The sequence below is a fragment of the Hyphococcus sp. genome, from assembly GCF_041986965.1.
In the GTDB taxonomy this organism is placed as follows: Bacteria; Pseudomonadota; Alphaproteobacteria; order Caulobacterales; family Parvularculaceae; genus Hyphococcus.
On sequence record NZ_JBHIXB010000002.1, the window covers coordinates 795,174 to 817,852 of the forward strand.

Annotated in this window: 21 protein-coding genes; 8 read left to right on the forward strand and 13 right to left on the reverse strand. The window is 60.9% G+C overall.

Features of this window, described 5'->3' with window-relative positions:
* Window positions 1–5 precede the first annotated feature (5 nt).
* The 6 genes from ACFC5L_RS12735 to folK form a co-directional block, all read right to left on the reverse strand.
* Entirely contained in the window at window positions 6–749 is a 744-nt protein-coding gene (locus ACFC5L_RS12735; RefSeq protein WP_375202555.1) for a glutathione S-transferase family protein, read from the reverse strand.
* Window positions 749–1,510 carry a pyridoxine 5'-phosphate synthase gene (locus ACFC5L_RS12740; RefSeq protein ID WP_375202554.1) on the reverse strand — a complete coding sequence of 254 codons (762 nt, stop codon included), beginning with the start codon at window positions 1,508–1,510 and terminating at the stop codon, window positions 749–751. Before ACFC5L_RS12740 ends, ACFC5L_RS12735 begins: the two co-directional genes overlap by 1 nt.
* Window positions 1,507–2,091, reverse strand: coding sequence for an orotate phosphoribosyltransferase (gene pyrE, locus ACFC5L_RS12745; RefSeq protein ID WP_375202553.1), 585 nt, complete (start codon window positions 2,089–2,091; stop codon window positions 1,507–1,509). Before pyrE ends, ACFC5L_RS12740 begins: the two co-directional genes overlap by 4 nt.
* Window positions 2,078–4,345: a RelA/SpoT family protein gene (locus tag ACFC5L_RS12750; RefSeq protein ID WP_375202552.1), complete on the reverse strand. Its 2,268-nt coding sequence runs from the start codon at window positions 4,343–4,345 to the stop codon at window positions 2,078–2,080. Before ACFC5L_RS12750 ends, pyrE begins: the two co-directional genes overlap by 14 nt.
* An 82-nt stretch (window positions 4,346–4,427) precedes the next feature.
* Window positions 4,428–4,793: a DNA-directed RNA polymerase subunit omega gene (gene rpoZ / locus ACFC5L_RS12755; protein ID WP_375202551.1), complete on the reverse strand. Its 366-nt coding sequence runs from the start codon at window positions 4,791–4,793 to the stop codon at window positions 4,428–4,430.
* A 131-nt stretch (window positions 4,794–4,924) separates the two neighbouring features.
* Complete coding sequence (gene folK / locus ACFC5L_RS12760) at window positions 4,925–5,413, reverse strand: 2-amino-4-hydroxy-6-hydroxymethyldihydropteridine diphosphokinase (RefSeq protein ID WP_375202550.1); 489 nt, start codon at window positions 5,411–5,413, stop codon at window positions 4,925–4,927.
* Between the two features lie 67 nt (window positions 5,414–5,480).
* Between folK and ACFC5L_RS12765 the strand changes: the two genes are divergently transcribed.
* From ACFC5L_RS12765 to ACFC5L_RS12775, 3 genes are all read left to right on the forward strand, one after another.
* Window positions 5,481–6,113, forward strand: a complete 633-nt coding sequence (locus ACFC5L_RS12765) for a LabA-like NYN domain-containing protein (RefSeq protein ID WP_375202549.1) — start codon at window positions 5,481–5,483, stop codon at window positions 6,111–6,113.
* Window positions 6,113–6,790: a uracil-DNA glycosylase gene (locus ACFC5L_RS12770; RefSeq protein WP_375203280.1), complete on the forward strand. Its 678-nt coding sequence runs from the start codon at window positions 6,113–6,115 to the stop codon at window positions 6,788–6,790. The genes ACFC5L_RS12765 and ACFC5L_RS12770 overlap by 1 nt, the downstream gene beginning before the upstream one ends.
* Window positions 6,791–6,851: 61 nt before the next feature.
* Complete coding sequence (locus ACFC5L_RS12775) at window positions 6,852–7,346, forward strand: hypothetical protein (RefSeq protein WP_375202548.1); 495 nt, start codon at window positions 6,852–6,854, stop codon at window positions 7,344–7,346.
* A gap of 9 nt (window positions 7,347–7,355) precedes the next feature.
* Here ACFC5L_RS12775 and ACFC5L_RS12780 read toward each other — a convergent pair whose 3' ends face one another.
* From ACFC5L_RS12780 to sppA, 5 genes are all read right to left on the reverse strand, one after another.
* The gene (locus ACFC5L_RS12780; protein WP_375202547.1) at window positions 7,356–8,972 is read right to left on the reverse strand and encodes a long-chain fatty acid--CoA ligase; all 1,617 of its coding nucleotides are present in this window, start codon (window positions 8,970–8,972) and stop codon (window positions 7,356–7,358) included.
* Window positions 8,973–9,050: 78 nt separating this feature from the next.
* Window positions 9,051–10,301: a CCA tRNA nucleotidyltransferase gene (locus tag ACFC5L_RS12785; protein WP_375202546.1), complete on the reverse strand. Its 1,251-nt coding sequence runs from the start codon at window positions 10,299–10,301 to the stop codon at window positions 9,051–9,053.
* Window positions 10,298–10,954 carry a CoA pyrophosphatase gene (locus tag ACFC5L_RS12790; protein ID WP_375202545.1) on the reverse strand — a complete coding sequence of 219 codons (657 nt, stop codon included), beginning with the start codon at window positions 10,952–10,954 and terminating at the stop codon, window positions 10,298–10,300. The genes ACFC5L_RS12785 and ACFC5L_RS12790 overlap by 4 nt, the downstream gene beginning before the upstream one ends.
* Window positions 10,955–10,961: 7 nt before the next feature.
* Window positions 10,962–11,531 carry a DUF1285 domain-containing protein gene (locus ACFC5L_RS12795; protein WP_375202544.1) on the reverse strand — a complete coding sequence of 190 codons (570 nt, stop codon included), beginning with the start codon at window positions 11,529–11,531 and terminating at the stop codon, window positions 10,962–10,964.
* Window positions 11,532–11,612: 81 nt separating this feature from the next.
* Window positions 11,613–13,505, reverse strand: coding sequence for a signal peptide peptidase SppA (gene sppA / locus ACFC5L_RS12800; protein WP_375202543.1), 1,893 nt, complete (start codon window positions 13,503–13,505; stop codon window positions 11,613–11,615).
* A gap of 324 nt (window positions 13,506–13,829) precedes the next feature.
* Here sppA and ACFC5L_RS12805 point away from each other — a divergent pair, with 324 nt between their 5' ends.
* From ACFC5L_RS12805 to ACFC5L_RS12825, 5 genes are all read left to right on the forward strand, one after another.
* Complete coding sequence (locus tag ACFC5L_RS12805) at window positions 13,830–14,822, forward strand: AAA family ATPase (RefSeq protein WP_375202542.1); 993 nt, start codon at window positions 13,830–13,832, stop codon at window positions 14,820–14,822.
* 124 nt (window positions 14,823–14,946) lie between these two features.
* On the forward strand, window positions 14,947–15,861 hold the full coding sequence (locus tag ACFC5L_RS12810; protein ID WP_375202541.1) for a DUF58 domain-containing protein: 915 nt from the start codon (window positions 14,947–14,949) through the stop codon (window positions 15,859–15,861).
* 3 nt (window positions 15,862–15,864) lie between these two features.
* Window positions 15,865–18,585 carry a DUF4159 domain-containing protein gene (locus tag ACFC5L_RS12815; RefSeq protein ID WP_375202540.1) on the forward strand — a complete coding sequence of 907 codons (2,721 nt, stop codon included), beginning with the start codon at window positions 15,865–15,867 and terminating at the stop codon, window positions 18,583–18,585.
* On the forward strand, window positions 18,582–20,684 hold the full coding sequence (locus tag ACFC5L_RS12820) for a hypothetical protein (RefSeq protein ID WP_375202539.1): 2,103 nt from the start codon (window positions 18,582–18,584) through the stop codon (window positions 20,682–20,684). Before ACFC5L_RS12815 ends, ACFC5L_RS12820 begins: the two co-directional genes overlap by 4 nt.
* Before the next feature lie 120 nt (window positions 20,685–20,804).
* Window positions 20,805–21,476, forward strand: coding sequence for a hypothetical protein (locus ACFC5L_RS12825; RefSeq protein ID WP_375202538.1), 672 nt, complete (start codon window positions 20,805–20,807; stop codon window positions 21,474–21,476).
* A gap of 161 nt (window positions 21,477–21,637) precedes the next feature.
* On the opposite strand, the gene queD is transcribed toward ACFC5L_RS12825, so the two are convergent.
* Together queD and queE are read right to left on the reverse strand one after the other, a co-directional pair.
* Window positions 21,638–21,994 (reverse strand): 6-carboxytetrahydropterin synthase QueD, encoded by a 357-nt coding sequence (gene queD / locus ACFC5L_RS12830; RefSeq protein WP_375202537.1) that lies wholly within the window; start codon window positions 21,992–21,994, stop codon window positions 21,638–21,640.
* A gap of 38 nt (window positions 21,995–22,032) precedes the next feature.
* The gene (queE, locus tag ACFC5L_RS12835) at window positions 22,033–22,668 is read right to left on the reverse strand and encodes a 7-carboxy-7-deazaguanine synthase (RefSeq protein ID WP_375202536.1); all 636 of its coding nucleotides are present in this window, start codon (window positions 22,666–22,668) and stop codon (window positions 22,033–22,035) included.
* Window positions 22,669–22,679 lie beyond the last annotated feature (11 nt).

A 22,679-nucleotide genomic window follows, 5' to 3' on the forward strand; every position in this document is an offset into this window, starting at 1 on the left:
GTCCCTTAAAGTTGCGACATCGCCGCACGGCGCGGTGTTTTCAGGCCGAATGTCTCTTCCGTCAGTCTAAGGCCAATTTCCGCAGCGATCCTGCGGCGCTCGAGAATGGGCGCAGTAATCAGCGCGTCGGACCATTCATTCACTTTCGCCATGACCGGCTCCGCTTCCGTGCGCGCAAGCCAGACGCAACATTTCGACCAGCGCTTCGCATCAGGCGTCCACTCCGCATACCGCATGCAGCAGAACATCGCAGCCACGGAAATATCCGCAAGGCCAAACGAGCCAGCCAGAAAACCGTCATCAGGCGCGATGCTTTCCAGATAATCCATCACTTCCACTGCGCCGGTTTGCACATTGTCGTTGAACGCCTGCTCATCGAACGGTTCTTTGAATACGCGCGGACGCACCACCTTCGCCGCAAAACCCTTCCAGATGAACACTTCGCCCATGCGGCTGTCGGAATATTCCTCCAGCCACCGCGCTTTCGCCCGCGCCGCCGGCGTTGAGGGAAGCGCAGACGGCGACGGCCATGTTTCTTCTATATATTGAGCAATAACTGAAGAATCGTTCAGCACGATATCGCCATCGATAAAGATCGGAATTCGCCGCAATGGCGACAATTCGGAAAACCTATCATCGCCGTAGAAGGGTGTGATCGGATCGACTTCAAACTCCAACCCTTTCATCACCAGAAGGGCGAGAATCTTTTTCACATAAGGCGAAATCGGAGATCCGATGATCTGAATCATCAATAAAGCCCGCCGGTGCGCGCATCCTGCATCAGACGCTTCATTTCCTTCACCGCTTCGGCGAGGCCCATGAACACCGCCTCGCCGACGAGGAAATGACCGATATTCAATTCGACAATCTGCGGGATCGCGGCGACCGGCTGCACATTCAAGAATGTGAGACCATGGCCCGCATGAACCTCAAGACCGATGGAATCAGCGAGTTCTGCGGCGGCGCGAATTTTCTCCAGCTCCGCCTTATATAGAGCCGGTTCGGTTTTCATCGTCGCTTCGTAATAGGCGCCGGTATGGATTTCGATCACCGGTGCGCCGGCGGATTTCGCCGCGTGGATTTGCTCCGGCTCCGGATCGACAAACAGCGATACGCGAATGCCGGCGTCCGTCAGCTCACGAACAAAAGGCGCAATGAAATTATGCTGGCCCGCGACATCAAGCCCGCCTTCGGTCGTGCGCTCATTGCGGTTTTCCGGCACGATGCAACAGCCATGAGGCTGCACCTGTGTGCACAATTGCAGCATCTCCGCCGTCGAAGCCATTTCGAAATTGAGCGGCAGGCCGATTTCTTCCTTGAGGCGGCGCATGTCGTCGTCGCGGATATGGCGGCGGTCTTCACGTAGATGCGCGGTGATGCCGTCCGCCCCGGCGCTTTCAACCAGAAGCGCCGCCCGCACGGGGTCGGGATGCGGGCCGCCGCGGGCGTTCCTGATGGTCGCCACATGGTCGATATTGACCCCGAGGCGCAACGGTTTCTTATCCGTCATTGGCTGATCCCGCGGCTGCCGGGCTTCACCGCCGGGGTGCCTTTCAGATGCGGCGGCAGATTGTCGGGCTCCCACGCCTCCACCTTGATTTCCGCAAGCGGGATCACCGGTGCGCCAATATCGGCGGCGCCCGCCGAACGGTCCACAAGACAACCAAGCGCCAGAACATCGCCGCCAGCCTTTTTGACCGCCGTGATCGCCTCGCGCGCGGAAAGCCCGGTGGACACAATGTCCTCAACGACGACAACCCGCGATCCCTTTTCAATGGAAAACCCGCGGCGAAGCTGAAACTCGCCGTCGACGCGCTCTAGAAACATGAAAGGCGTTTTCAGATGCCGCGCGGTTTCATAGCCGTAAATGATCGCGCCCATGGCCGGTGAGATGACGTAATCAATGTCCTTCACTTGGCCCATGATCTTTTCCGCCAGCGCGCGGCAAAGACGTTCGGCGCGGTCGGGATACATGGAGACGATGGACTTGTTCAGATAGGTGTCCGAATGCAGCCCTGACGACAGGATGAAATGGCCTTTCATCAGCGCGCCGGCTTCTTCAAATTCTTTCAGCGCGTCAAAGTTCGTCATTGTCTCCGGCTCCTATGCGTTCTGCGTCAATGACGTGAGGGGAAGCGCGCAGCCCGGCGAGCATTTGCGTCAATTGACGCGCATCCTTCACCTCCACATCCACAATAAAATCCACGAATTCTTTTGAGCGATTCTGTATGCGGATATTCGCAATAGAAACGCCATAACGGGCGATGATCCCGGCGATTTCCGAAAGCACGCCGACGCCGTTCATCACCGTCGTGACCACTCTCGTGAAAGCGGTCGCCCCCTCCTCGCGGTCCCGCCATTTAAGGTCAAGCCAGCGATCCTGGGGCGGGTCTTCCTCGGCGAGGGTTTCGCAATAAATCGCATGCACTCTGACCGAACCGTCATCCTGCCGGATGCCGACAATACGCTCGCCCGGCAACGGCGTGCAGCAGCCCGCCATCTTCACTTTGACGCCGGGTGTCAGGCCCGCAATCGCCATGCGCGGACGGAACGCCTGCAACGAAGCTGCGCGAATTTCGCTGTCACTCTCCACGGACGCGCCCGGATAGACCGCCTCGACAAGATCGGCGACGGGAAGCTCGCCTTTGCCGATCGCAATCAGCACATCTTCAACAGAATTCTTACCGAGACGCTTCAGCCCCTCGCGCACGCCTTTCAATGAAAATTCAAGATGCGCGCCGGTGAAAACGCTTTCCGCAATGGAGCGGCCAAGCGCAACATGATCCTCATGCTCCAATTTCTTGATGCGGCGACGAATGGCGCTCCTGGTCTTGCCCATGACGGCGATGCTTTCCCACTCCGCCGGGACGGGCGCATGATCGGAGCGCAGGATTTCAACGACGTCGCCATTGTTAAGGGGCGTGCGCAGGGGCCGCTGCACGCCGTTGATCTTGGCGCCGATGCACTGGTCGCCCACATCGGTGTGAACGCCATAGGCGAAATCGAGGGGCGTAGCGCCTTTGGGTAGCGCGATGACGCGTCCCTTGGGCGTGAAGCAGAAAACCTGGTCCTGAAACAGCTCAAGCTTGGCGTATTGCAATGCCTCGTCCGGGTCTTCGCCCGACTGGAACATTTCAACGAGACGGCGCGGCGTCTCATAGGGGTCGTACTGACCGCGCGTCACAATCTCGACGGTGGAGCCGCCCGCGCTTGAATCCTTATATTGCCAATGCGCGGCGACGCCGCGTTCTGCGGTTTCATGCATCTCGTAAGTGCGGATCTGGATTTCGATGCGCTGGCGGCGGCCGTCAGGGGACGGCGGTCCGATCACCGCCGTATGGATCGAGCGGTAATTGTTCGGCTTCGGCGCAGAGATGTAATCGTCGAACTCGACCGGAATCATGCGCCAGTTCGAATGGATAACCCCGAGCGCCGCATAACAGTCTTCCGGTTTATCGACGAGCACACGGAAGGCGTAAATATCTGCAAGCTCGTCAAAAGAGACGTTCTTTTGCGTCATCTTGCGCCAGATGGAATAGGGCCGCTTTTCGCGGCTCATCACCTGCGCCTTGATGCCGGCGGCGGCGAGTTTTTCACGCAGCACATTCGCAAGCTCAAGAACGCCGCCGAGAGAATGTTTCTGGAGATCTTCAAGACGGCTTGCAATGGTGGCGTGGGCGTCAGCGCTCAATTCGCGGAAGGAAATATCCTCAAGCTCTTCACGGAAACGCTGAACGCCGATGCGGCCGGCGAGCGGCGCATAGATATCCATCGTTTCGCGCGCAATGCGCTGGCGTTTTTCCGGCTTCGGGATGTAGTGGAGCGTACGCATATTATGGAGCCTGTCGGCGAGCTTCACGAGGAGCACGCGCACATCGTCCGCCATGGCCATCACGAGCTTGCGGAAATTCTCCGCCTGCTTCGAGGCTTCGCTTTTCAGTTCAATCTGGGAAAGCTTGGTGACGCCGTCGACAAGTCGCGCAATCTCACCGCCGAAGAGTTTTCGGATATCGTCGGTCGTTGCATCCGTGTCTTCGACAACATCATGAAGCAGCGCCGTCGCCACCGTCGCGGGGTCGGCGCGCAGGCTCGTCAGGATCGCCGCAACCGCAAGCGGGTGCGAGAAATACGGGTCGCCCGATGCGCGCGTCTGTCCGCCATGAGCCTTCATGGCGTAAACATAAGCTTTGTTGAGAAGGTCTTCATCCGCGTCGGGGTCATACGCCTTGACGCGATCCACCAGCTCTACCTGGCGGATAAACCCGATGGGCTGGCGCGATGGAGCCGGGTCCCCCGCACTTGCATGGTCGATATTTGTGTCGCCCGCCGCCTGATGGTCCGCCATGAGTTCCCGGCTGTCGCCTTTAACGCGCCGGGGAATGGGCCGCTGATCAACAGTACAGTCCGGAACCGCCGGCCAAAATCGATTAGCCTTTCGGCAGGGTCTGCGGCGTCGTCATGCCCGCAGCCTGAATGGCTTTGAGATATTCGTCTTCGCTCATCGTATCGAATTCCGGCGCATCGGCTTTTTCCGGCGCGGCTTCGGAATCTTCGCTTTCGTCAAGCTCAACCTGTTTCTGGAGCGAGGTCACCAGATCTTCTTCAAGTTCATCGGGCACGAGTTCGTCGTCTGCAATTTCGCGCAGCGCGACGACCGGGTTTTTGTCATTGTCGCGGTCAACGAGAAGCGGCGCGCCGGACGACAAAACGCGGGCGCGATGGGCGGCGAGGAGCACGAGATCGAAACGGTTCGTGACTTTATCGACGCAATCTTCAACGGTGACGCGGGCCATAGGATCTCCAGATCGGTAAATTTGATCGTATAGAATTCAGGCGCGCCGGCCTTGCAGACCGGAGCGAGCTCCCTGCCATATCGCCAGACGCCCCCTGAAATCAAGCGTTGCAGCGCAAAAAACCGCTGATTTTACGCGATTTTCCGAACCCCGCCCGCATCCGCCGCCTGAAGAAGGGCAGCCGCCCTCTCACCGCTCACGGGATGGCGCCAATCCGGGGCAATCTCGGCCAGCGGCGCGAGGACAAAGGCGCGCGCGTCAAGCCGGGGATGCGGCAGAACGGGGCCCGGCTCGTCCTCCCCGGAGACAAGCTCGTGATAAGCCAACAGGTCGAGATCAAGGGTCCGCGGCGCATTGCGCTCCGATCGACGGCGGCCGAACCCCGCCTCAATGGCGTGGAGCGCCGCCATCAGCGCCTCGGGGCCCATATCCGTTTCGATCTCTGCGGCGGCGTTCACGAAAGGCGGATCGGCGGGATCCGGCCAGGCGGGCGTTTCGTAAAGCGAGGACACCTTCTTCAGGTGCGACACTCGGCCAAGTGCCTGAAACGCCCTTAAAACAATATCTTGCGAATCAAGGCCGCAAAAATGCAGATTGGAGCCGGCGGCGATTAAAATCATTTATTTCTCAAATGGATATCGCGCAGAAAGCGGCGTTACTAAGAATCCACATTAGGCTGAGGCGATTATGACCAACTTCATGGGCCTGCGCGAGCAGGAAAAGACCGCGTTTTTTATTGACGGCGCAAATCTTTACAAAGCTGCGCGAAATCTGGGTTTCGATATCGATTACAAAAGCTTGCTGGCGAAAGCACAGGAAGCCTGCCAGCTCATTCGCGCCTCCTACTACACCGCCATCCAAGAAGATCGGGATCAGGATTACTCGCCCCTGCGCCCGCTCGTCGACTGGCTCGACTATAATGGCTACACCATGGTCACCAAGACCACCCGCGAGTTCACCGACCCGCAGGGACGCAAGCGCTACAAGGGCTCAACCGATGTGGAGCTTGTGGTCGACATGATGCTCCTCGCCGACCGGCTCGACCATCTGGTCCTGTTTTCAGGCAATGGCGATTTCCGCCGGGTGATCGAAGCCATCCAGGCCAAGGGCGTTCGCGTCACCGTCCTCTCCACCGTCAAATCGTCGCCGCCCATGGCGTCCGATGAGTTGCGCCGTCAGGCCGACTGTTTCATCGATCTCGCCGATCTCGAAAACGTCATTGGGCGCCGCGGCGGAGCGCCCCGGAAACCGAAACCGGCGGAAAGCTATGATGACGATTATGAGGACGACTACGAAGACGACTTCGAGGACGTCGATTAATTTCCGTGGCCAAAGCAAAACGCGCAAAACCGGCTGACGCGGTTCCCGCCGAGCCTCCCGTCGACTGCGCCCTGTGCCCGCGGCTCGTCGCGTTTCGCGAGGAAAATCAGTCCGCCTATCCCGATTATTTCAATGGCGCCGCGCCCTCTTTTGGCGACCCGAAGGCAAAGCTCCTGATCGTCGGCCTTGCGCCCGGCCTTCATGGCGCCAACCGCACGGCGCGGCCCTTCACCGGCGATTACGCCGGCGATCTTCTTTACGCGACGCTCGGCAAGTTCGGCTTTTCCAACAATAAATATGACTCGCGGCCCGATGACGGCCTGAAACTCAAAGGCGCGATGATCACCAACGCCGTCAGATGCGTGCCCCCGCAAAACAAACCGGTCGGCGCGGAAATCAAAACCTGCCGCCAGTTCCTGACGGCGCGCATCGCCGCCCTGCCCGCGCTGGAGGCGATCATGTGTCTCGGCCGCATTTCCCACGACTCGACCCTGGCGGCGCTCGGCGTGAAAGCGAAGGACGCGCCATTCGGTCACGGCGCCGAACATGAGCTTCCAGGCGGGAAAGCGCGGCTGTTCGACAGCTATCACTGCTCGCGATACAATACGAACACCCGGCGGCTGACGCCGGAAATGTTTGAGTCCGTATTCGCGGCGATTCGCGCTAGGCTCGGCTGAAGCCGACGGAACAACATAGCGGAAAACGCCACAGGAAAGCCCTTCGGCCTAGGGAGCTTTGATGACGCGAAACTGGGGACTGCCGCCAAGATCGGGAAAGCGGGCGTTTCTTGACGCGCGGACGGCCAAGCCCGTGATGACGCTATTTGTGAGCGCCGTTTTCGGCGTCATTGGCGCCTCGGTCGCCGCCATCAGCTTCGCCGATGCACGCATCTACGCCGCAAGCCTGTTTCACGGGCCCAGCCTTATCGCGGCCGTGGTCGCCGCGGGCTTCGGCTGCTGGATGTATGTGTGGCTCGCGCGCCCCCGCTTCGCCGCGCAGTTTTCTGGTCGCGGCGATGCTTTTTCAAAGCTTCTGCGGTTTTACGCGAAAGCAGCGCTGGGCCTCGGCGTCATTTTGTTCGCCGGAAAATTTGCTGAAGCGATCGATCCGAAACTGATCAGCATTTTGCTTCTATGTATTTCGGGCGGCGCCGGCGCGGCGGCGGCGTTCCAGACGGTGCTGACTTTCGTTCCCTATTACGACGAAGACGCAGGCGAGAACGGCAACGTCTAGGCGCGTCAGTTACGCCGGCAATTGATAATCCTTGAAAATCTTCCTGAGTTCCGTCTTCAGCACTTTGCCTGTCGCGCCAAGCGGGATTTCCTTCACGAATTCCACCGCATCGGGCCAGGCGATCTTGTCGAGTTTCGGTTTCAAAAACTCCTTGATCTCGTCTTCGGTCGGATCCTGACCTTCTTTTTTCACCACGATCAACAGCGGGCGTTCCTGCCATTTCGGATGATAAACGCCGATGACGCCTGCCTGCGCAACACCCGGATGCAGCATCGCCGCGTTCTCGATATCGATCGACGACACCCATTCTCCGCCGGTCTTGATAACGTCTTTCGAGCGGTCGGTGATTTGCATGAACCCTTCAGGATCAATGATCGCCACATCGCCCGTATCGAACCATCCGTCAGCCGTAAGCGTCGGCTGATCGGTCTTGTAATATTCGCTGATAATCCAGGGCCCGCGCACCTGAAGATGCCCGTCCGCCTCACCGTCATTGGGCAGCACATGTCCTTCGGCGTCGACAATGCGCATATCGACAAAGGGGAGCGCGCGTCCGGCCTTCAGTTTGTAAGGAATTTGTTCGTCGAGCGGCAACGCCTGTATCTCCGGCGGCAGTGCGTTCACCGTTCCAACAGGCGACATTTCCGTCATGCCCCAGCCCTGAATGAGTTCGACATCATATTTTGCAAAGCCGCGAATGAGCGCTTCCGGCAGCGCCGAGCCGCCGCACATGCCGCGCTTCAAATAGGGAAGTTCTTTTCCCGTCTTTTCGAGATACTGCAAAAGCCCGAGCCAGACCGTCGGCACGCCGGCGCTGAAAGTAACCTTCTCACTGTCGAGCATCTCGTAAAGGCCTTCGCCGTCGAGACGCGGTCCCGGAAACACCTGCTTCACGCCAGTCATGAGGCTTGAATAGGGCGTGTTCCACGCATTCACATGGAACATGGGAACAACCGGCAACAAAACGTCGCCTTCACAAAGACCGAGCGCAGACGGCAGACAACAGGCGAAAGACTGCAACACAAGGGCGCGGTGGGAATAAACGACGCCTTTCGGGTCGCCCGTTGTCCCCGAAGTGTAGCACATGGCGACGGCGGTGTTTTCGTCAAATTCCGGCCAGTCGAACGCGTCATCGCCTGTCGCGACAAAATCATCATAGATCAGCGCGCCCTCGCCCGCTTCCCCGGCGTGATCCCTGTCCGTCAGCGCGCAATAATGTTTCACCGATTTCAAATTCGGCTTCAGCGCCGCGACCAGCGGCGCGAAGGTCGTGTCATAGAAAAGAAATGCATCTTCAGCGTGATTGATGACGAAGGCTGCGTTTTCCGGTCCGAGACGCGGGTTGACCGTATGCAAAATAGCGCCAAGTCCTCCGACCGCATAATAAAGCTCGAATTGGCGATAGGTGTTCCAGCCGATGACGCCGACACGGTCGCCTTTTTTCACGCCAAGGCTCGCAAGCGCATTGGCGAGCTTGGCGATACGCTTGGCGGAATCAGCGATGGTGTAACGATGAACGGGCCCTTCCACCGTGCGCGTAACGATTTCCGTTTTTGCGTAATTGCGCACTGCATGTCTGAGGATCTCGGTCGTCAATAACGGCCGGTCCATCATCAATCCCATCATTCTTGTTTCCTCCCTGGGGTCCCTTAAAGACCATAAAATCCGGTCTTGTGCGCCGGGTCAAATGATTGACGCTGTTGATCAGGCGGTTTTGTGTTGTTTTATAACGTCGCCGAGAATTTCACGCTGACGCGCTTCTCCCGGAAAGTCTTCGCTGATCCAGCGCTGTTCAGTCTCGGAAAGGATTTTGGAAACCTCAGGACCCGGCCCTACGCTCGCCTTGACCACATCCTTGCCGGAAACCGTCAGCAACGGAGCGGCGAACCGGTCGATCCGGTCTTTCAGGGACGCATGGTCGTCAGCGGAGATAACACCGCGGGCGGCGGCCAAGAGCGCCGCGTCGGCGAGCCCGTCCTTGCCGAACCGATAGATCAGCTCACGGACCTTATGATCGCTCATTGCCGGCGCAATGGCGCCGAGATTTTTCAGCGCGCTTGACCGCACCGCCTTTTCCGCATTGGAAAGGCGCAACGCCGACCCGATGCCCTGCCCCGATTCGCCGTAAAGCGCCGCCAGCATCACGGGCGCGGACGCGTGAGGGTCAACCTCTTTCATCTTTAACGCGGCGTCGAGGTCCGGCGTTTCCGGCCAAACCTTTGCGAGCACGCCCGATTGCTCCATTGCGTCAAGCGCAAAGGCCGCGCGCGGCAAGGAAAGAATGCCCGTCATCTCTGCACCGATCCGCTCCGCCGAGAGCTGTCCCATGCCGTCTTTCAAGGCGGCGCAGGCGGCGAGACCCGCCTCGTCAAAGCGCTCGCAAAACCGTGCGGAGAACCGGAAGAAACGCAGGATGCGCAAATAGTCTTCGCGAATGCGCGCTTCCGGCGCGCCGATAAACCGGACGCGCTTTTCCGCTGCGTCGGCAACGCCGCCGACCGGATCGTAGAGCTTCCCATCCGGGGTCAGGTAAATGGCGTTGACGGTGAAATCACGCCGCCCGGCGTCCGTCGCCCAGTCGCGCGTAAACGCGACCGTCGCGCGGCGCCCGTCGGTCGAAACATCCGCGCGCAGGGTCGTCACTTCAACGCCTTTATGATCGGCGATCGCCGTCACCGTGCCATGGTCGATCCCTGTCGGCGCAACGCCAAGGCCCGCCTTTTTCAACGCCGCCGTCGAGGCGTCAGGCGTCAATAGCGTCGCCACATCGAAATCTTTTGGCGCAACCCCGAGCAGACTGTCGCGCACGCAGCCGCCCACATAGCGTGCGCCGCCGGGCTCCGCCGCATCGAGCGCTGCAATCACCTGATTCAGGTGCGGCGCATCGAGCCAGGAGAAGCTTTTACGCTCGCCCTCCGTCAAAGGACGAAACATCTCAGGAGCGTCGCCGCTCATGCGGCGTCTTCTGTCTGCAAGGTCTCCGCGAAGGACCGCAAAATTCCCGCCGTCAGGCCCCAGATATGATAGCGGCCATAGGGCGCCGCATACATTTTGTATGGAACGCCTTCGAGCGTGCGCTCTTCGGTGACGTGGTTCGCAAGGTCAGCGACAAAATCGAGCGGAATTTCAAAAATCTCATCGACCTCGCGCGGGCAAGGACGCAGCGGCGCCGATGGGTTCACAAGGCCGACCACCGGCGTCACGGAAAAGCCGAGCCCGCCCTTGTGAATGCCCAGCGAGCCGATCACGTCGACCGCGTCGGGGGGAATATTCACTTCTTCATGGGCTTCACGCAGCGCCGTATGGACCGGCGTTTTGTCTTCCGGGTGGGTCTTGCCGCCCGGAAAGCTGATCTGGCCCGCATGAGACGGCATGGTCGATGAGCGCACGGTCATGACAACGCGCAAACCCTCTTCACGCATGATCAGCGGCACCAGGACGGCGGCGTCTGTGCGCTTCGCGCCCCAGCGCTTTTCAAACAGCTTGTCGCCCACCAGATGCGGATTTATTTCGCTGAACAGCTCACGCACGCGCGCAGCAGTCGCGTTCTTCAGATTGCGCTCAATCCGCGCGCGCCACTCGTCCGGTGCTGTCGCCTTGCTTGTCATCGCCGCTCTATTCGTAAACTTCGCTTGCAGGCCCGAAAGGAAAGAAGACGCCCTCCGAAAAAACGCCGAACATCTCTTCACCGTCTATGTCGCGGGTTTCGCCAAGCGCCACAAGATCATAATAAACGGCGCGCGCAATGCGCGCCTCAAGCCGCGACCGCATATCGATATAGGGCGCGCGCTCGCCGGTTTCAGGGTCTGCGCGGAAGACAAGCTTGTGTTCAGGGCCCGCCGCCGCCTCGTCTCCCACATTCGACGTGAAAATGAGTTTTTGCTGTTCTCCCTCGCCTTCCCGGCGCATCAGGACGGCGACGAAAGGCGTGTCCTCAACCTCGATCGCCATTTTTTCGACCGGCGTCACAAGGAAATAGTCATCGTCCTCACGGCGCAGCACCGTTGAAAAAAGGCGCACCAATCGCGCACGGCCGATGGGCGTTCCTTCATGCACCCAGGTTCCGTCACGCTTGATGGTCAGATCGATCTCGCCGCAAAAGTCCGGATGCCATTTCTCGACAGGCGGCAGGCCTTTTTCCCCTGCGCCCTCAAGTTCCGCGGCGTATCGCATCAGATCGGTCATAAACGAAACCGGCGCTAAATCACTTTAGCGCCGGCCCCTCTTTCTTCTTAGCGCCCGTCCCTGCGTAAGACTCAGGCGAGCCTATTCGCAGGTCAGACAGCGCGCATAGGCGGCGTTCGGATCGTTGAATTCTGCGAAAAACTCGGCCTGCTTTTCGGCCGCACGCACCATCTGCGCAACCGCGCCTTCTGTCTGGCGTTGTTTTTCACCGCCAAATTTCGCAATCATGGTTTCGGACAGATTGCTCATGAACATCTCGAATGTCGTGCGCTTTTGTTTCATGTCGACGACATCATATTTTTCAAGACCGGCGAGTTTCGCCGCCGCCGCCGTGGCGTCGTCAAAATCGCCAAGCTTGTCCACAAGCTTCAGCTCCAGCGCTTTTTCGCCAATCCAGACGCGGCCCTGCCCGATAGAGTCCACATACTCCTTGTCGAGATGGCGGCCCTCGCCAACGATCGTCAGGAAGCGGTCATAGCCGTTTTCCGTCGATTGCTGGATGATGTCCGCCGCATTCGCCGGCAAGGGACCGAGACCCGTCGCGAGGATCGGTGCGAGATCGGTGGTGCCGACGCCGTCAACATAAACGCCGACCTCAGCCGCCGTATTTTCGAACGTGTTGAAATATCCGAAGATCCCGATGGAGCCAGTGATGGTCGTGGGCGCCGCCCAGATTTCATCGGCCGCCGCTGCAATCCAGTATCCGCCCGAGGCCGCAAGCGAGCCCATGGACGCGACCACCGGCTTGCCGTCGGCTTTGAGCGCAAGGATTTCGTCGCGAATGATGTCCGAAGCGAAGGCGGAGCCGCCCGGACTGTCGATCCGCAGCACGACCGCTTTGATCTTGTCATCTTCGCGCGCTTTTCTCAGTTGCGCGGCGATGGTGTCGCCGCCCGCTGCGCGGCCCGTGGGCGCTTCACCGTCGATGATGGCGCCGGCCGCCGTAATGACCACGACATTAGGGTCGCCATCGTCATTATCCTTGTCGAGCGAGGTCAGGTAACGCTTGAAGCTGACTTTCCTGAATGACTTGCCGTCCTTGGCCGCGCCGAAGGTCTCTTTCAGCTTGTCGTTCATTTCAGCGCGTGACAGCAACTCGTCGACCAGGCCGGCCTTCATCGCCGCCTTACCGAGATCGCCGTCAACTTCTTCCAGAAGCGTGTTGAGATTGTTGGCGTAATTTTCAACGGCGCCGGGCTTCATGTCCCGCGCCTTTTCGATCACGGACACATAATCGCGCCACAGCACTGAGAGGTAAGCCGTGTTCGCTTCTTTCGCTTCCGGCGACATGTCGTCCCGGAGGAACGGCTCCACCGCGGACTTGAACGTGCCGACGCGGAAGACGTGACTGGTGATTTTCAGCTTCTCGAGCAAACTCTTCACATAGGTGCCATAGGCGCCGTAGCCGTAAATGAAGATATTGCCGTAATCGTTCATGTAGATTTCGTCGGCGTTCGCCGCGAGGAGATACTGGTCCTGGCTGTAGAAGTCGCCGACAGCGATGACCTTCTTGCCGCTTTCCTTGAACTTGGTGATTTCATCGACAAGGTAATGGAGCTTCGATGCGCTCGACGGTGAGGCGCCCATAGAGCCGAGATCAAGAACAAGCCCCTTAATGCGCTTGTCGTCTTTGGCGGCGCGGATCACGCGAACAACGTCATGGACCTCAATCTGGGTCGGTTCATTGATGCCATAGGCTTCCTCGCGAAGCACCTCGAGCGGGTTCACGTCTTCGGCGATTTCAACGAGCACGCCATTGGGATCGAGCACCAGGGCCGCATCATCGGGGATGGAGACCGAAACCTTTTCACCATTGCCGGCGATGCCATTGGTGACTTCGACCATGACGCCGACAATGAGGATCAACACAACGAGGCCGATAAGCCCCTGCAGCATCAAAAGAACGCCGATGATGAGCTTGGCGAAGCCCTTGATGAATCCCCAGACCGAAAAATGCGACTCGTGTTCCGACACAAAGGTCCCCTTTACACTTCCGGCGCGAACGCCGGCTCAATGGACCCGCCAACCAAGGCGGCTCCTCCGTTTTCAAGGCTCCGGCGCGCAAAAGCGCCAAAACTGACGATCACCCCGCTAAATCCGCCCGCGAAAGCCCGCGGCGCGCGATCAGCGGCATGGTAAAGACATCGGGCGCGAGGCCGCAAGGGGCAAGAGTTTTTCGACAATCCGAGCGGTTTCCTTGCCAAGCAGTTCTTTAACCCCCACCAAGCCATGCTATCTCAATATTTGGCCCCGAATCGCCGGAACCAACTCCCAGATCTTCAACATCACGCGAGCCCTATGACCGACACCCAGCCTGACCCAGATATCCTGCGGAAATTTGATGAGATTTCGGTAAAATTCGGGCGCGCCCGAAGCGCCCTTGGAAAGGTGGTTTTCGGCCAGGACGAGGTGATCGACCTCACCCTTGCTACACTTGCCGCAGGGGGCCATGGGCTGCTGGTGGGGGCTCCTGGCCTCGCCAAGACGCTCCTCGTCACCTCCATCGCCGATTTGATGGGCCTGTCGGCCAAGCGGGTGCAGTTTACGCCCGATCTGATGCCCGGGGATGTGCTGGGGTCCGAAGTTCTGGAGGAAAGCGCCGAGGGCCGCCGGGAATTCCGTTTCATTCCGGGACCCGTTTTCTGCCAGCTTTTGATGGCCGACGAGATCAACCGGGCCTCCCCCCGCACCCAGTCCGCCCTCCTCCAGGCGATGCAGGAACATCATGTGACCGTGGCCGGCGCAAGCCATGACTTGCCGACGCCCTTTCATGTGCTCGCCACCCAGAACCCGATCGAGCAGGAAGGCACCTACCCCCTGCCCGAAGCGCAGCTCGACCGCTTCCTCCTCGAAATCGACGTGAATTATCCCGATCTTGAGGCTGAACGGAAAATGCTGGCGGCCACCACCGGCGCCAACACGGCGCAGGTGGATTCGGTTATGACCGCCGAGGATTTGATTGAAGCGCAAAAGCTCGTTCGCGAAATGCCGATTGGCGAACAGGTGGTGGAGATGATCCTGTCCGTCACCCGCGCCGCCCGCCCGACAGCAGACGCTAAAGACCGCGTCCGGAAATTTGTCGCCTGGGGCCCCGGCCCGCGCGCCAGTCAGGCTTTCTCGCTCGCCGCGCGCGCGCTGGCCCTGATTGACGGGCGCCACGCGCCGTCGCTTGACGATGTCAAACGCCTCGCCGGGCCAGTCCTGCGTCATCGTATGGCGCTCAACTTCGCGGCGCGGTCAGAAGGTCTGACAACGGACGATTTCATCAAGGAACTGGTTGCGGGGGCGTAATTAGATCCCGTGTTCCGATAAAATCGGAACACGGGATCCAGGTTTTTGTTTGTCGCGCTTCTATTGCGGATAACCGCTCACACTTATCCGCGAAGCGCTCTAGAGTTTGGAGAAGCCGCGCCCGATGCCAAACAAGTCATCCGACAAGACAGAAGAAACGCTTGCCGTTCGTCACGAAGCGGAAAGCGCGGCCGCCCTCTTTCCGCCCATGCTGCTCGAGGCCGAACGCATGGCGCAGGCGGTGAGCGCCGGGCTTCATGGCCGGCGGCGCGCCGGCCCCGGCGAGACGTTCTGGCAGCATCGCCCTTATGCGTTTGGCGATCCTGTCTCTGCGATTGACTGGCGCCAGTCCGCGCGCGCGGCCGACCGGCTCTATGTGCGTCAGAATGAATGGGAAGCGGCGGCGGCGGCCTATCTCTGGCGCGATCCTTCCCATTCGCTGGATTACGCGTCGCAGAAAGTCCTGCCGACAAAACGCCGGCGCGCCGACATTTTGCTGGCGGCGCTGACAATCCTTCTTTCTCAAGCCGGCGAACGCATTGGGGTTTTAGGGGAAGACCGCCGGCCGTTTCAGGGCCGCACGGCGCCGGAACGCATGCTTGAAGCGCTGCATATTGGCGAGTTCAACGACAAGACCGGCGCGCCGCCAATCGCATCGGTCCCGGCGGGCGCGCGCGTCGTCATGGCCAGCGATTTTTTCACGGCGCCCGAGACCATCGAACGCGCAGTCGCCGCGCTCGCCGCCAGCGGCGCGCAAGGCGTGCTGTTGCAGGTCTGCGATCCGGCGGAAGAAGATTTTCCCTTCGAAGGGCGCGTCGAGTTCCGCGACCTTGAAAGCAAAGAACGCCTGATCTTCGGTCAGACCGCATCGCTCGCCGATGCTTACAAGACGAAATTCGCCGCCCACCGCAGCGCGCTGGAAGCCATCGCCCAGCAAAGCGGCTGGCGCTTCTTCGTTCATCGCACGGATCACGCGCCGCAAACGGCGCTCCTGTCGCTTTTTACGGCGATCGCCGATATGCGCGCCTGGAAGGCGTAATTCATGGGCGCGCTCAGCTTCACATCACCGTTGCTTCTTCTCGGACTGCTTGCGCTGCCGCTCATCTGGCTCTTGCTGCGCGCGACGCCGCCGTCGCCCAAGCGCGAAAATTTTCCCGCCTTTATCATTCTGAGGCAATTGAAGACCGCGGAAGAAACGCCGGACCGCACCCCATGGTGGCTGCTCTTGATGCGGCTGCTTCTGGCGGGGCTGATTATTATCGGCCTTGCGGGCCCTGTCCTGAACGCGCCGACGCCGGGCGCGCAGACCGGGCCGATGCTGCTTGTCGTCGACAATAGCTGGGCGGCGGCGCAGCATTGGCGCTTGCGGCGGGACGCGTTGCGCGAAGCGGCTGCGGAAGCTGCGCAATCGGACCGTCAGGTTTTCATCCTGACGACAGCGCCGGAGCGGACTTATGCGCCGCTGGAACCGATCACCGGCGAAGCTGGGCGCGCAATGGCTGACGCCATGACGCCGGCGCCTTTCGCCGCCGACCGCGCCGGCGCCGCCGCCCGCCTTGCCGATCTTGACCGCTATTTCACCTCGGGCGCAGAAATCCGCTGGCTGTCCGACGGAATCGCCGGCGACGGCGACGCAGCGCTTGCCGAAGCCTTGGCGTCGCGCGGCGAACTTTCCGTCTTCAACGATGCGCGCGCGCCGAAAGTTTTGCTGCGTCCCTTGCCGGCGGCGGAAAACGCCCTCGCTTTTCGTATTGAACGGCTTGACGCTTCTGCGCCAGCGGAAGGCGCCGTCGCCGCAACCGCGCGCGACGGGCGCGAACTCGCCCGCGCAGAGTTTGAATTCGCACCCGGCGAAGCGACGCGCGACGTTACGCTAAACCTGCCCCTGGCCCTCGCCAACGAGCTCTCCATCACACGCATCGAAGGCGTTTCGTCCGCAGGCGCCGTGCGGCTTTCCGACGCCCGCGACCGGCGCGCGCTGATCGGCCTCGCCCGCAACGCCGACAGCGCCAGCGACAATCTTTTGAAAGGCGATCACTATATCCGTGAAGCGCTGAGCCCCTATGCCTCCTTTCTTGAAGACGATCTTTCAACGCTGTTGCAGTCGGATGTGTCGGTCATCGTGCTCGACGATATTGGCCGCCTGCGCGCGAATGAGCGTGAGGACCTCACCGGCTGGGTTGAGCGCGGCGGCGTGCTGATCCGTTTCGCCGGACCCGTGCTCGCCGAAGTCGCACAGGACCGCTCGCCCGAGCTGATCCCGGCGCCCTTGCGCGGCGGCGGCCGCGCCTTTGGCGGCGCGCTCACCTGGGACACGCCGCAACATCTCGATGTCTTTCCGGCGGAAAGCCCCTTCGCGGGCCTCACCGCCGCGCAGGACGTCTTGATCCGGCGTCAGGTGCTGGCCGAACCGGGCGGCGAAACAACGGAACGCACCTGGGCGCGCTTAAAAGACGGCACTCCCCTTGTCACCGGTGCGCGTCAGGGCAAAGGCGTCATCGCGCTCTTTCATGTGACCGCAACGCCTGACTGGTCGGACCTGCCTCTCTCCGGGCTCTTCATCGATATGCTCCGCAGACTGACCTTCCTGTCGGCGCTCAGCCCCGAAACCGCCGCGGACGGCGCCGAAGCCCGTTACGCGCCGTTGCGCCTGATTACCGGCGAAGGCCGCATGACCCGGCCCGATGACGCCGCACGCGCGCTGACCGCCGCCGAGCTGGCGCTCGCCCCCTCGCCGGAGCGCGCGCCCGGTTTTTACGGCGCGCCGGAAGCGCCGCTCGCCCTAAACGCGGTTCCCGCCAACGCCTCCTTCGACCCGATCTCTATTCCGGGCGTTTCCATACAGTCTTATGAAGTTGCGCCGCCGGTTTCCCTGAGCCCGCCGCTCATCGTCGCGGCGTTCCTCCTCCTTCTCGCCGATGGCGTCATCGCGCTGATGTTGAGCGGCCGCCTCAACTGGCGCCCCGCCGCGGCGGCTGTGTTTGCGCTTGGCGTTATGTCCGCGCCGGTGGACCGCGCTTACGCGCAACCGCTAGACGCGCCCATTGAGGAAAAAACCGCAGAGGCGGCGTTGACAACCCGCCTCGCCTATATCGCCAGTGGCGACAGCGCCGTCGACACGCTGGCGGAACAGGGCCTCGCCGCCTTGAGCCGCGAACTCTACCGCCGCACAGCCATCGAACCGGCGCCGCCCGAACGCATCAATCCCGATATTGATGACCTGTCGGTATATTCCTTTCTCTACTGGCCCATCGCGCCGGGTGCGGAAACGCCGTCAGACGCAGCGCTCGCCAATATCGAAAACTTCATGCGGTTCGGCGGGCTCCTGTTGATCGACACGCGCGACGATGAGCGCGCGGTCGGCGCGGGATCGACGCCGGAAGGCCAGGCCTTGCAGCGCATTCTTGGCGCGCTCGACATACCGCCTTTAAGACCCGTCGATGAAAATCATGTTTTGACACGGTCATTTTATTTGCTGAATTCCCTTTACGGTCGGAACAACAACAATCCGGTCTGGGTAGAGGCGGACTCAAGCGGCTCCAATGACGGCGTCACCGCGCTCATCATTGGCGGGCGCGACTGGGCCGGCGCCTGGGCGGCGGACAGTTTCGGCAGACCCTTGCGGCCTATGGGAACGGGCGGTCCGCGCGGACGCGAATTCGCCTACCGCGCCGGCGTCAACATGGTGATGGTCGCCTTCACCGGGAATTACAAATCCGATCAGGTCCACACGCCCATCCTCCTGGAGCGGCTCGGCAAGTGACAACGCTCCCCTTCAACATCGTGCTCGATCCGATGCTGCCTCAATGGGCGCTGATCATCGCCGTCCTTGCGGGCGCCGGGTTCGCAATCCTGTCGCTGTTGCGCAACTGGAAAAGCGGCATCGCACGCACCGTCGCCGTCGCCGCCTTTCTCGCCCTCCTCGCCGGCCCCATGATCCGCGAAGCGGAGACAACCCCGCTCAATGACATCGCCCTCATCCTCATCGATGAAAGCGCCAGCCAGTCCCTTGATAACCGTGATCGCGTTAGCGAAGACGCCGCCGAAAAACTCGCCGCCCGCATCGACGCGCTGGGCGGCGTCGACAGCGAGATCATCCGCTTCGGCGGCGAGGAAGAAACCCTCGCCGTTAACGCAGCAAGGCAGGCCATCGCCGACACGCCGCGCCAGCGCCTCGGCGCGGTTTTCATGATCACCGACGGTCAGGCCGCAGACTCAGCCGACGCCGCAGACGCGCTTGATACGGAAGCCCCGGTCCACATTCTCACCACCGGGGCGGCGAATGAATCCGACCGCAAGATCACCCTCGTCAACGCGCCGCGCTACGGCATTGTCCGCCAGCCTGTGCGGGTGACCTTCCGCATTGACGATCTTGGCCGCGACGGCGAAACGCTGACCGATGCGCGCGCGCCCATGGTGACCTTGCGCATGGATGGCGAGGAAATCCTGCGCGAGGCCGTCCCCGTCGACGCCGAAGCCGGTTTCGACGTGCCGCTGACCCGGCCGGGGCAAACGATAATCGAACTTGAAGTCGCCGAACGGTCAGGCGAACTGACGACACGCAACAACATCGCCGTCCTGCCCATCACCGCCGTGCGCGACCGGTTGCGCGTGCTCCTCATCTCCGGCGAGCCGCATCCCGGCGAGCGCGTGTGGCGCAATCTGTTGAAATCCGATCCCGCCGTCGATCTCGTTCACTTCACGATCTTGCGGCCCATCGACAAGAATGACGGCACGCCGGTCGATGAACTTGCGCTCATCCCGTTTCCCCAAGACGAACTCTTTATCGACAAGCTCGACGAATTCGACCTTTTGATTTTCGACCGCTACGCCTATCGCGGCGTGTTGTCGTCCTTCCACTTCGACAATATTGCGCGCTTTGTCGACAATGGCGGCGCTGTCCTCATTGCGTCGGGACCGGAATATAATGGGTCCCTCAGCCTCGCGAACCGCCGCAACCTCACCTTCATTCTTCCGGCCCTGCCGGCGGGTAGCGCCATTGAAGAAGCCTTCAGGCCCGAAGTGACGGAACTGGGCCAGCGCCATCCGGTGACGGCTGATCTTCCCGACAGTGATATCTGGGGCCGCTGGCTGCGCGTCATGCCGGTAACCCAGCGGCGCGGCGAAACCCTGATGAACGGTCCGGGCGGCGCGCCGCTGTTGATTCTCGACCGTATCGGCGAAGGCCGCGTCGGGCTTTTCCTGTCCGATCATGTCTGGCTGTGGGCGCGCGGGTTTGACGGCGGCGGCCCTCATGCGGAGCTGCTCCGGCGCATCGCCCACTGGCTGATGAAAGAACCGGAGCTTGAAGAAGAGGCGCTTTCCCTGCGCGAAGAAAATGGCGATCTCATCGTCGAACGGCGCAGCATCGAAGAAGAGGCGCCCGCCGTCGCCCTGACGCAGCCTGACGGTGAGACCGGCAATATCGAGCTCCGTGAAACAGCGCCCGGGCGGTTCACCGCGCGCATCGATCAGCCAGCGCGGGGTCTTTATCGCGCCGCCTCGGGCGATCTCTTCGCCATCGGCGTCATCGGCCTCGAAGCCGCGCCGGAGTTCCAGAACGTGATTTCGACGGGAAGCCTCCTTGCGCCTCTCGCTGAGGAAACCGGCGGCGGCGTTTACGCTGTTCGAAATGGCGGCGGCGCCGCCCTTCCCGAACTGAGACGGGTCCGCGGCGACAACATCGCGCGGTCTGGCGCGTCCTGGGCCGGGATCGCCGAACGGCGGGCGGAGCGGATTGAAACAGTGAAGGATGCGCCCCTTGCGCCGGCTCTTTTCTGGCTGTTCATCATAGCGGCGGCGCTGCTTGCCGCCTGGGGCCTTGAAGGCGGGCGTTTCACCCGAAAAAGCCAACAGGGTTAATGCCAATCAACCCTGTTATCCCTTCCACGCTTCGCAAAATTTACGCAATTGTTTAACGGCGCTGAAAATCAGGGCGCACTACGGTGTCGCATAATCAATCATGCCTGAGGGAGTGTTCTCGTGGCGTTTGCAATGAACAAAAACAATGGCGGGGGCCAGGAAAAACGGCGCAGCCCGCTGGCCGGTTGGCTCGGCAAGAAAAACGATCCGGATGCGGATGAAATGCCGGCCATGGATGTGGCGGGCGGGCTTGACCGTGCGCTCAGAAATCGCCGCGCAGTGGTCGACGAAACGCCGTATGAGGAGCAGGAAAATCCGGTGCGCGAAGCGTTGAGCGCCATCGAGGCCGCTCTCTACGCCATCGACCGGGTTCGCGACATTCTTGAACAGGCTTGCGAAGTCGCGCTGTCTGCAAAAGATGTGGAAGAAGTCGGCGGCCGCGCCCTTCTCGCCGAGAGCTATGACGAGCTTCGGCTTTCGATCAACGAAGCGCTCGACAAAATCGATCCGCGCGCCGCTGTTCTTATCGGCAAGGGACAACGCCATATCGACGTGACGCTGGGCGGGCGGGCCCGCTATTCGGTCTCGCCGATCCGTCTCGATGTGAGCGAAAAGGGCCTCGACCTGCCCCCGCCGGTGGATGCGTTCGCAAGCTATGACGAGATCGACAATGTGCTCGACCAGCTCGACAAGGCGCTGGGACACGCCGACCGCGCCGCCGGGAGCTATTGCCGGGACGCGCAATATCTCATCGCGCGCATGAAAGCCGACCTGACGAACAACGCCGCATAGGCCATCCAAAATCGATTAGGTTTGTCTGTCATCCCGGAAAACGCTGAAAGCGTTTATCCGGGATCTCCAGCTTGGATATTATGGAGATCCCGGCTCTTCCCCCGGATCAAGTCCGGGGTACGGCCGGGATGACTACTGAAGGGCTATAAATCCCGAAAAGACTAAATCGTGTAGACGCAGGACTCGCCGATAGAAGGACGCGACACGCGCACTTCGGCGAGGCCGGGGAACCGTGTCTTCAGCTTTTTCGCCGCCCACTGGCAGATATTTTCAAGCGTCGGCCGCTGAAGCCCCTCGACCTCATTCAACAGGCGATGGTCAAGCGCTTCGTGAAGCTCCTGAAGCGCTTCGCCGACATCGCCGAAATCGACGACCCAGCCGGTCTCGGCATCGGGTTCGCCCTCAATCACGACTTCCAGCGTGAAGGAATGACCGTGGAGACGCGCATAGGGGCGCGCATCCGGATCATGATCCAGATAGTGCGCGGCGTCGAAACTCATCGACTTGACGATGCGCATGACCTTGTCCTCTTCACTCCGTTATTCGCCGCGGCGCCTTAGGGAATCCCCACGAGCTTGTGGGTCTGAAGGCTGAGGCGCCATTGCGGATGGGCCCGGCAATATTCAATCGCGGCGGCGGTTTCGCCTTCGCGCGAGGGCCCGTCCATAGGCTGCAAAAAGAAAAAGTCAAATGCGAGGGTTTCAAAAGCCTCCGGCGGGGCGTCGGCCTGATGGTAAACGAGCTTCAGCTCCTGGCCCGACCGCTGAATGAGAGGCGCGGTCGATTTCGGACTGACGCAGATCCAGTCGATTCCCGCCGGCGCCGCGATGGTGCCGTTAGTCTCCACGGCGATCTCAAATCCGGCCTCATGGAGAGCGTCGATAAGCGCGGCGTCCAGCTGCAATAAAGGCTCGCCGCCGGTGCAGACCACATAGGGCTTGCCGGCTTTAAGGTCAGGCCAGTGCGCCGCCGCCGCCTGCGCAAGGTTTGCCGCATCAGCAAATTTTCCGCCGCCCGGCCCGTCGGTCCCGATAAAATCCGTATCGCAAAAGGTGCAGACCGCTTTTTCACGGTCGCGTTCCAGCCCCGACCACAGATTGCAACCGGCAAAGCGCATGAACACAGCCGGCCGGCCGGCCTGCGCGCCCTCGCCCTGCAGCGTGTAATAGATTTCCTTGACCGCGTAGCTCATAGGCCGGGTTT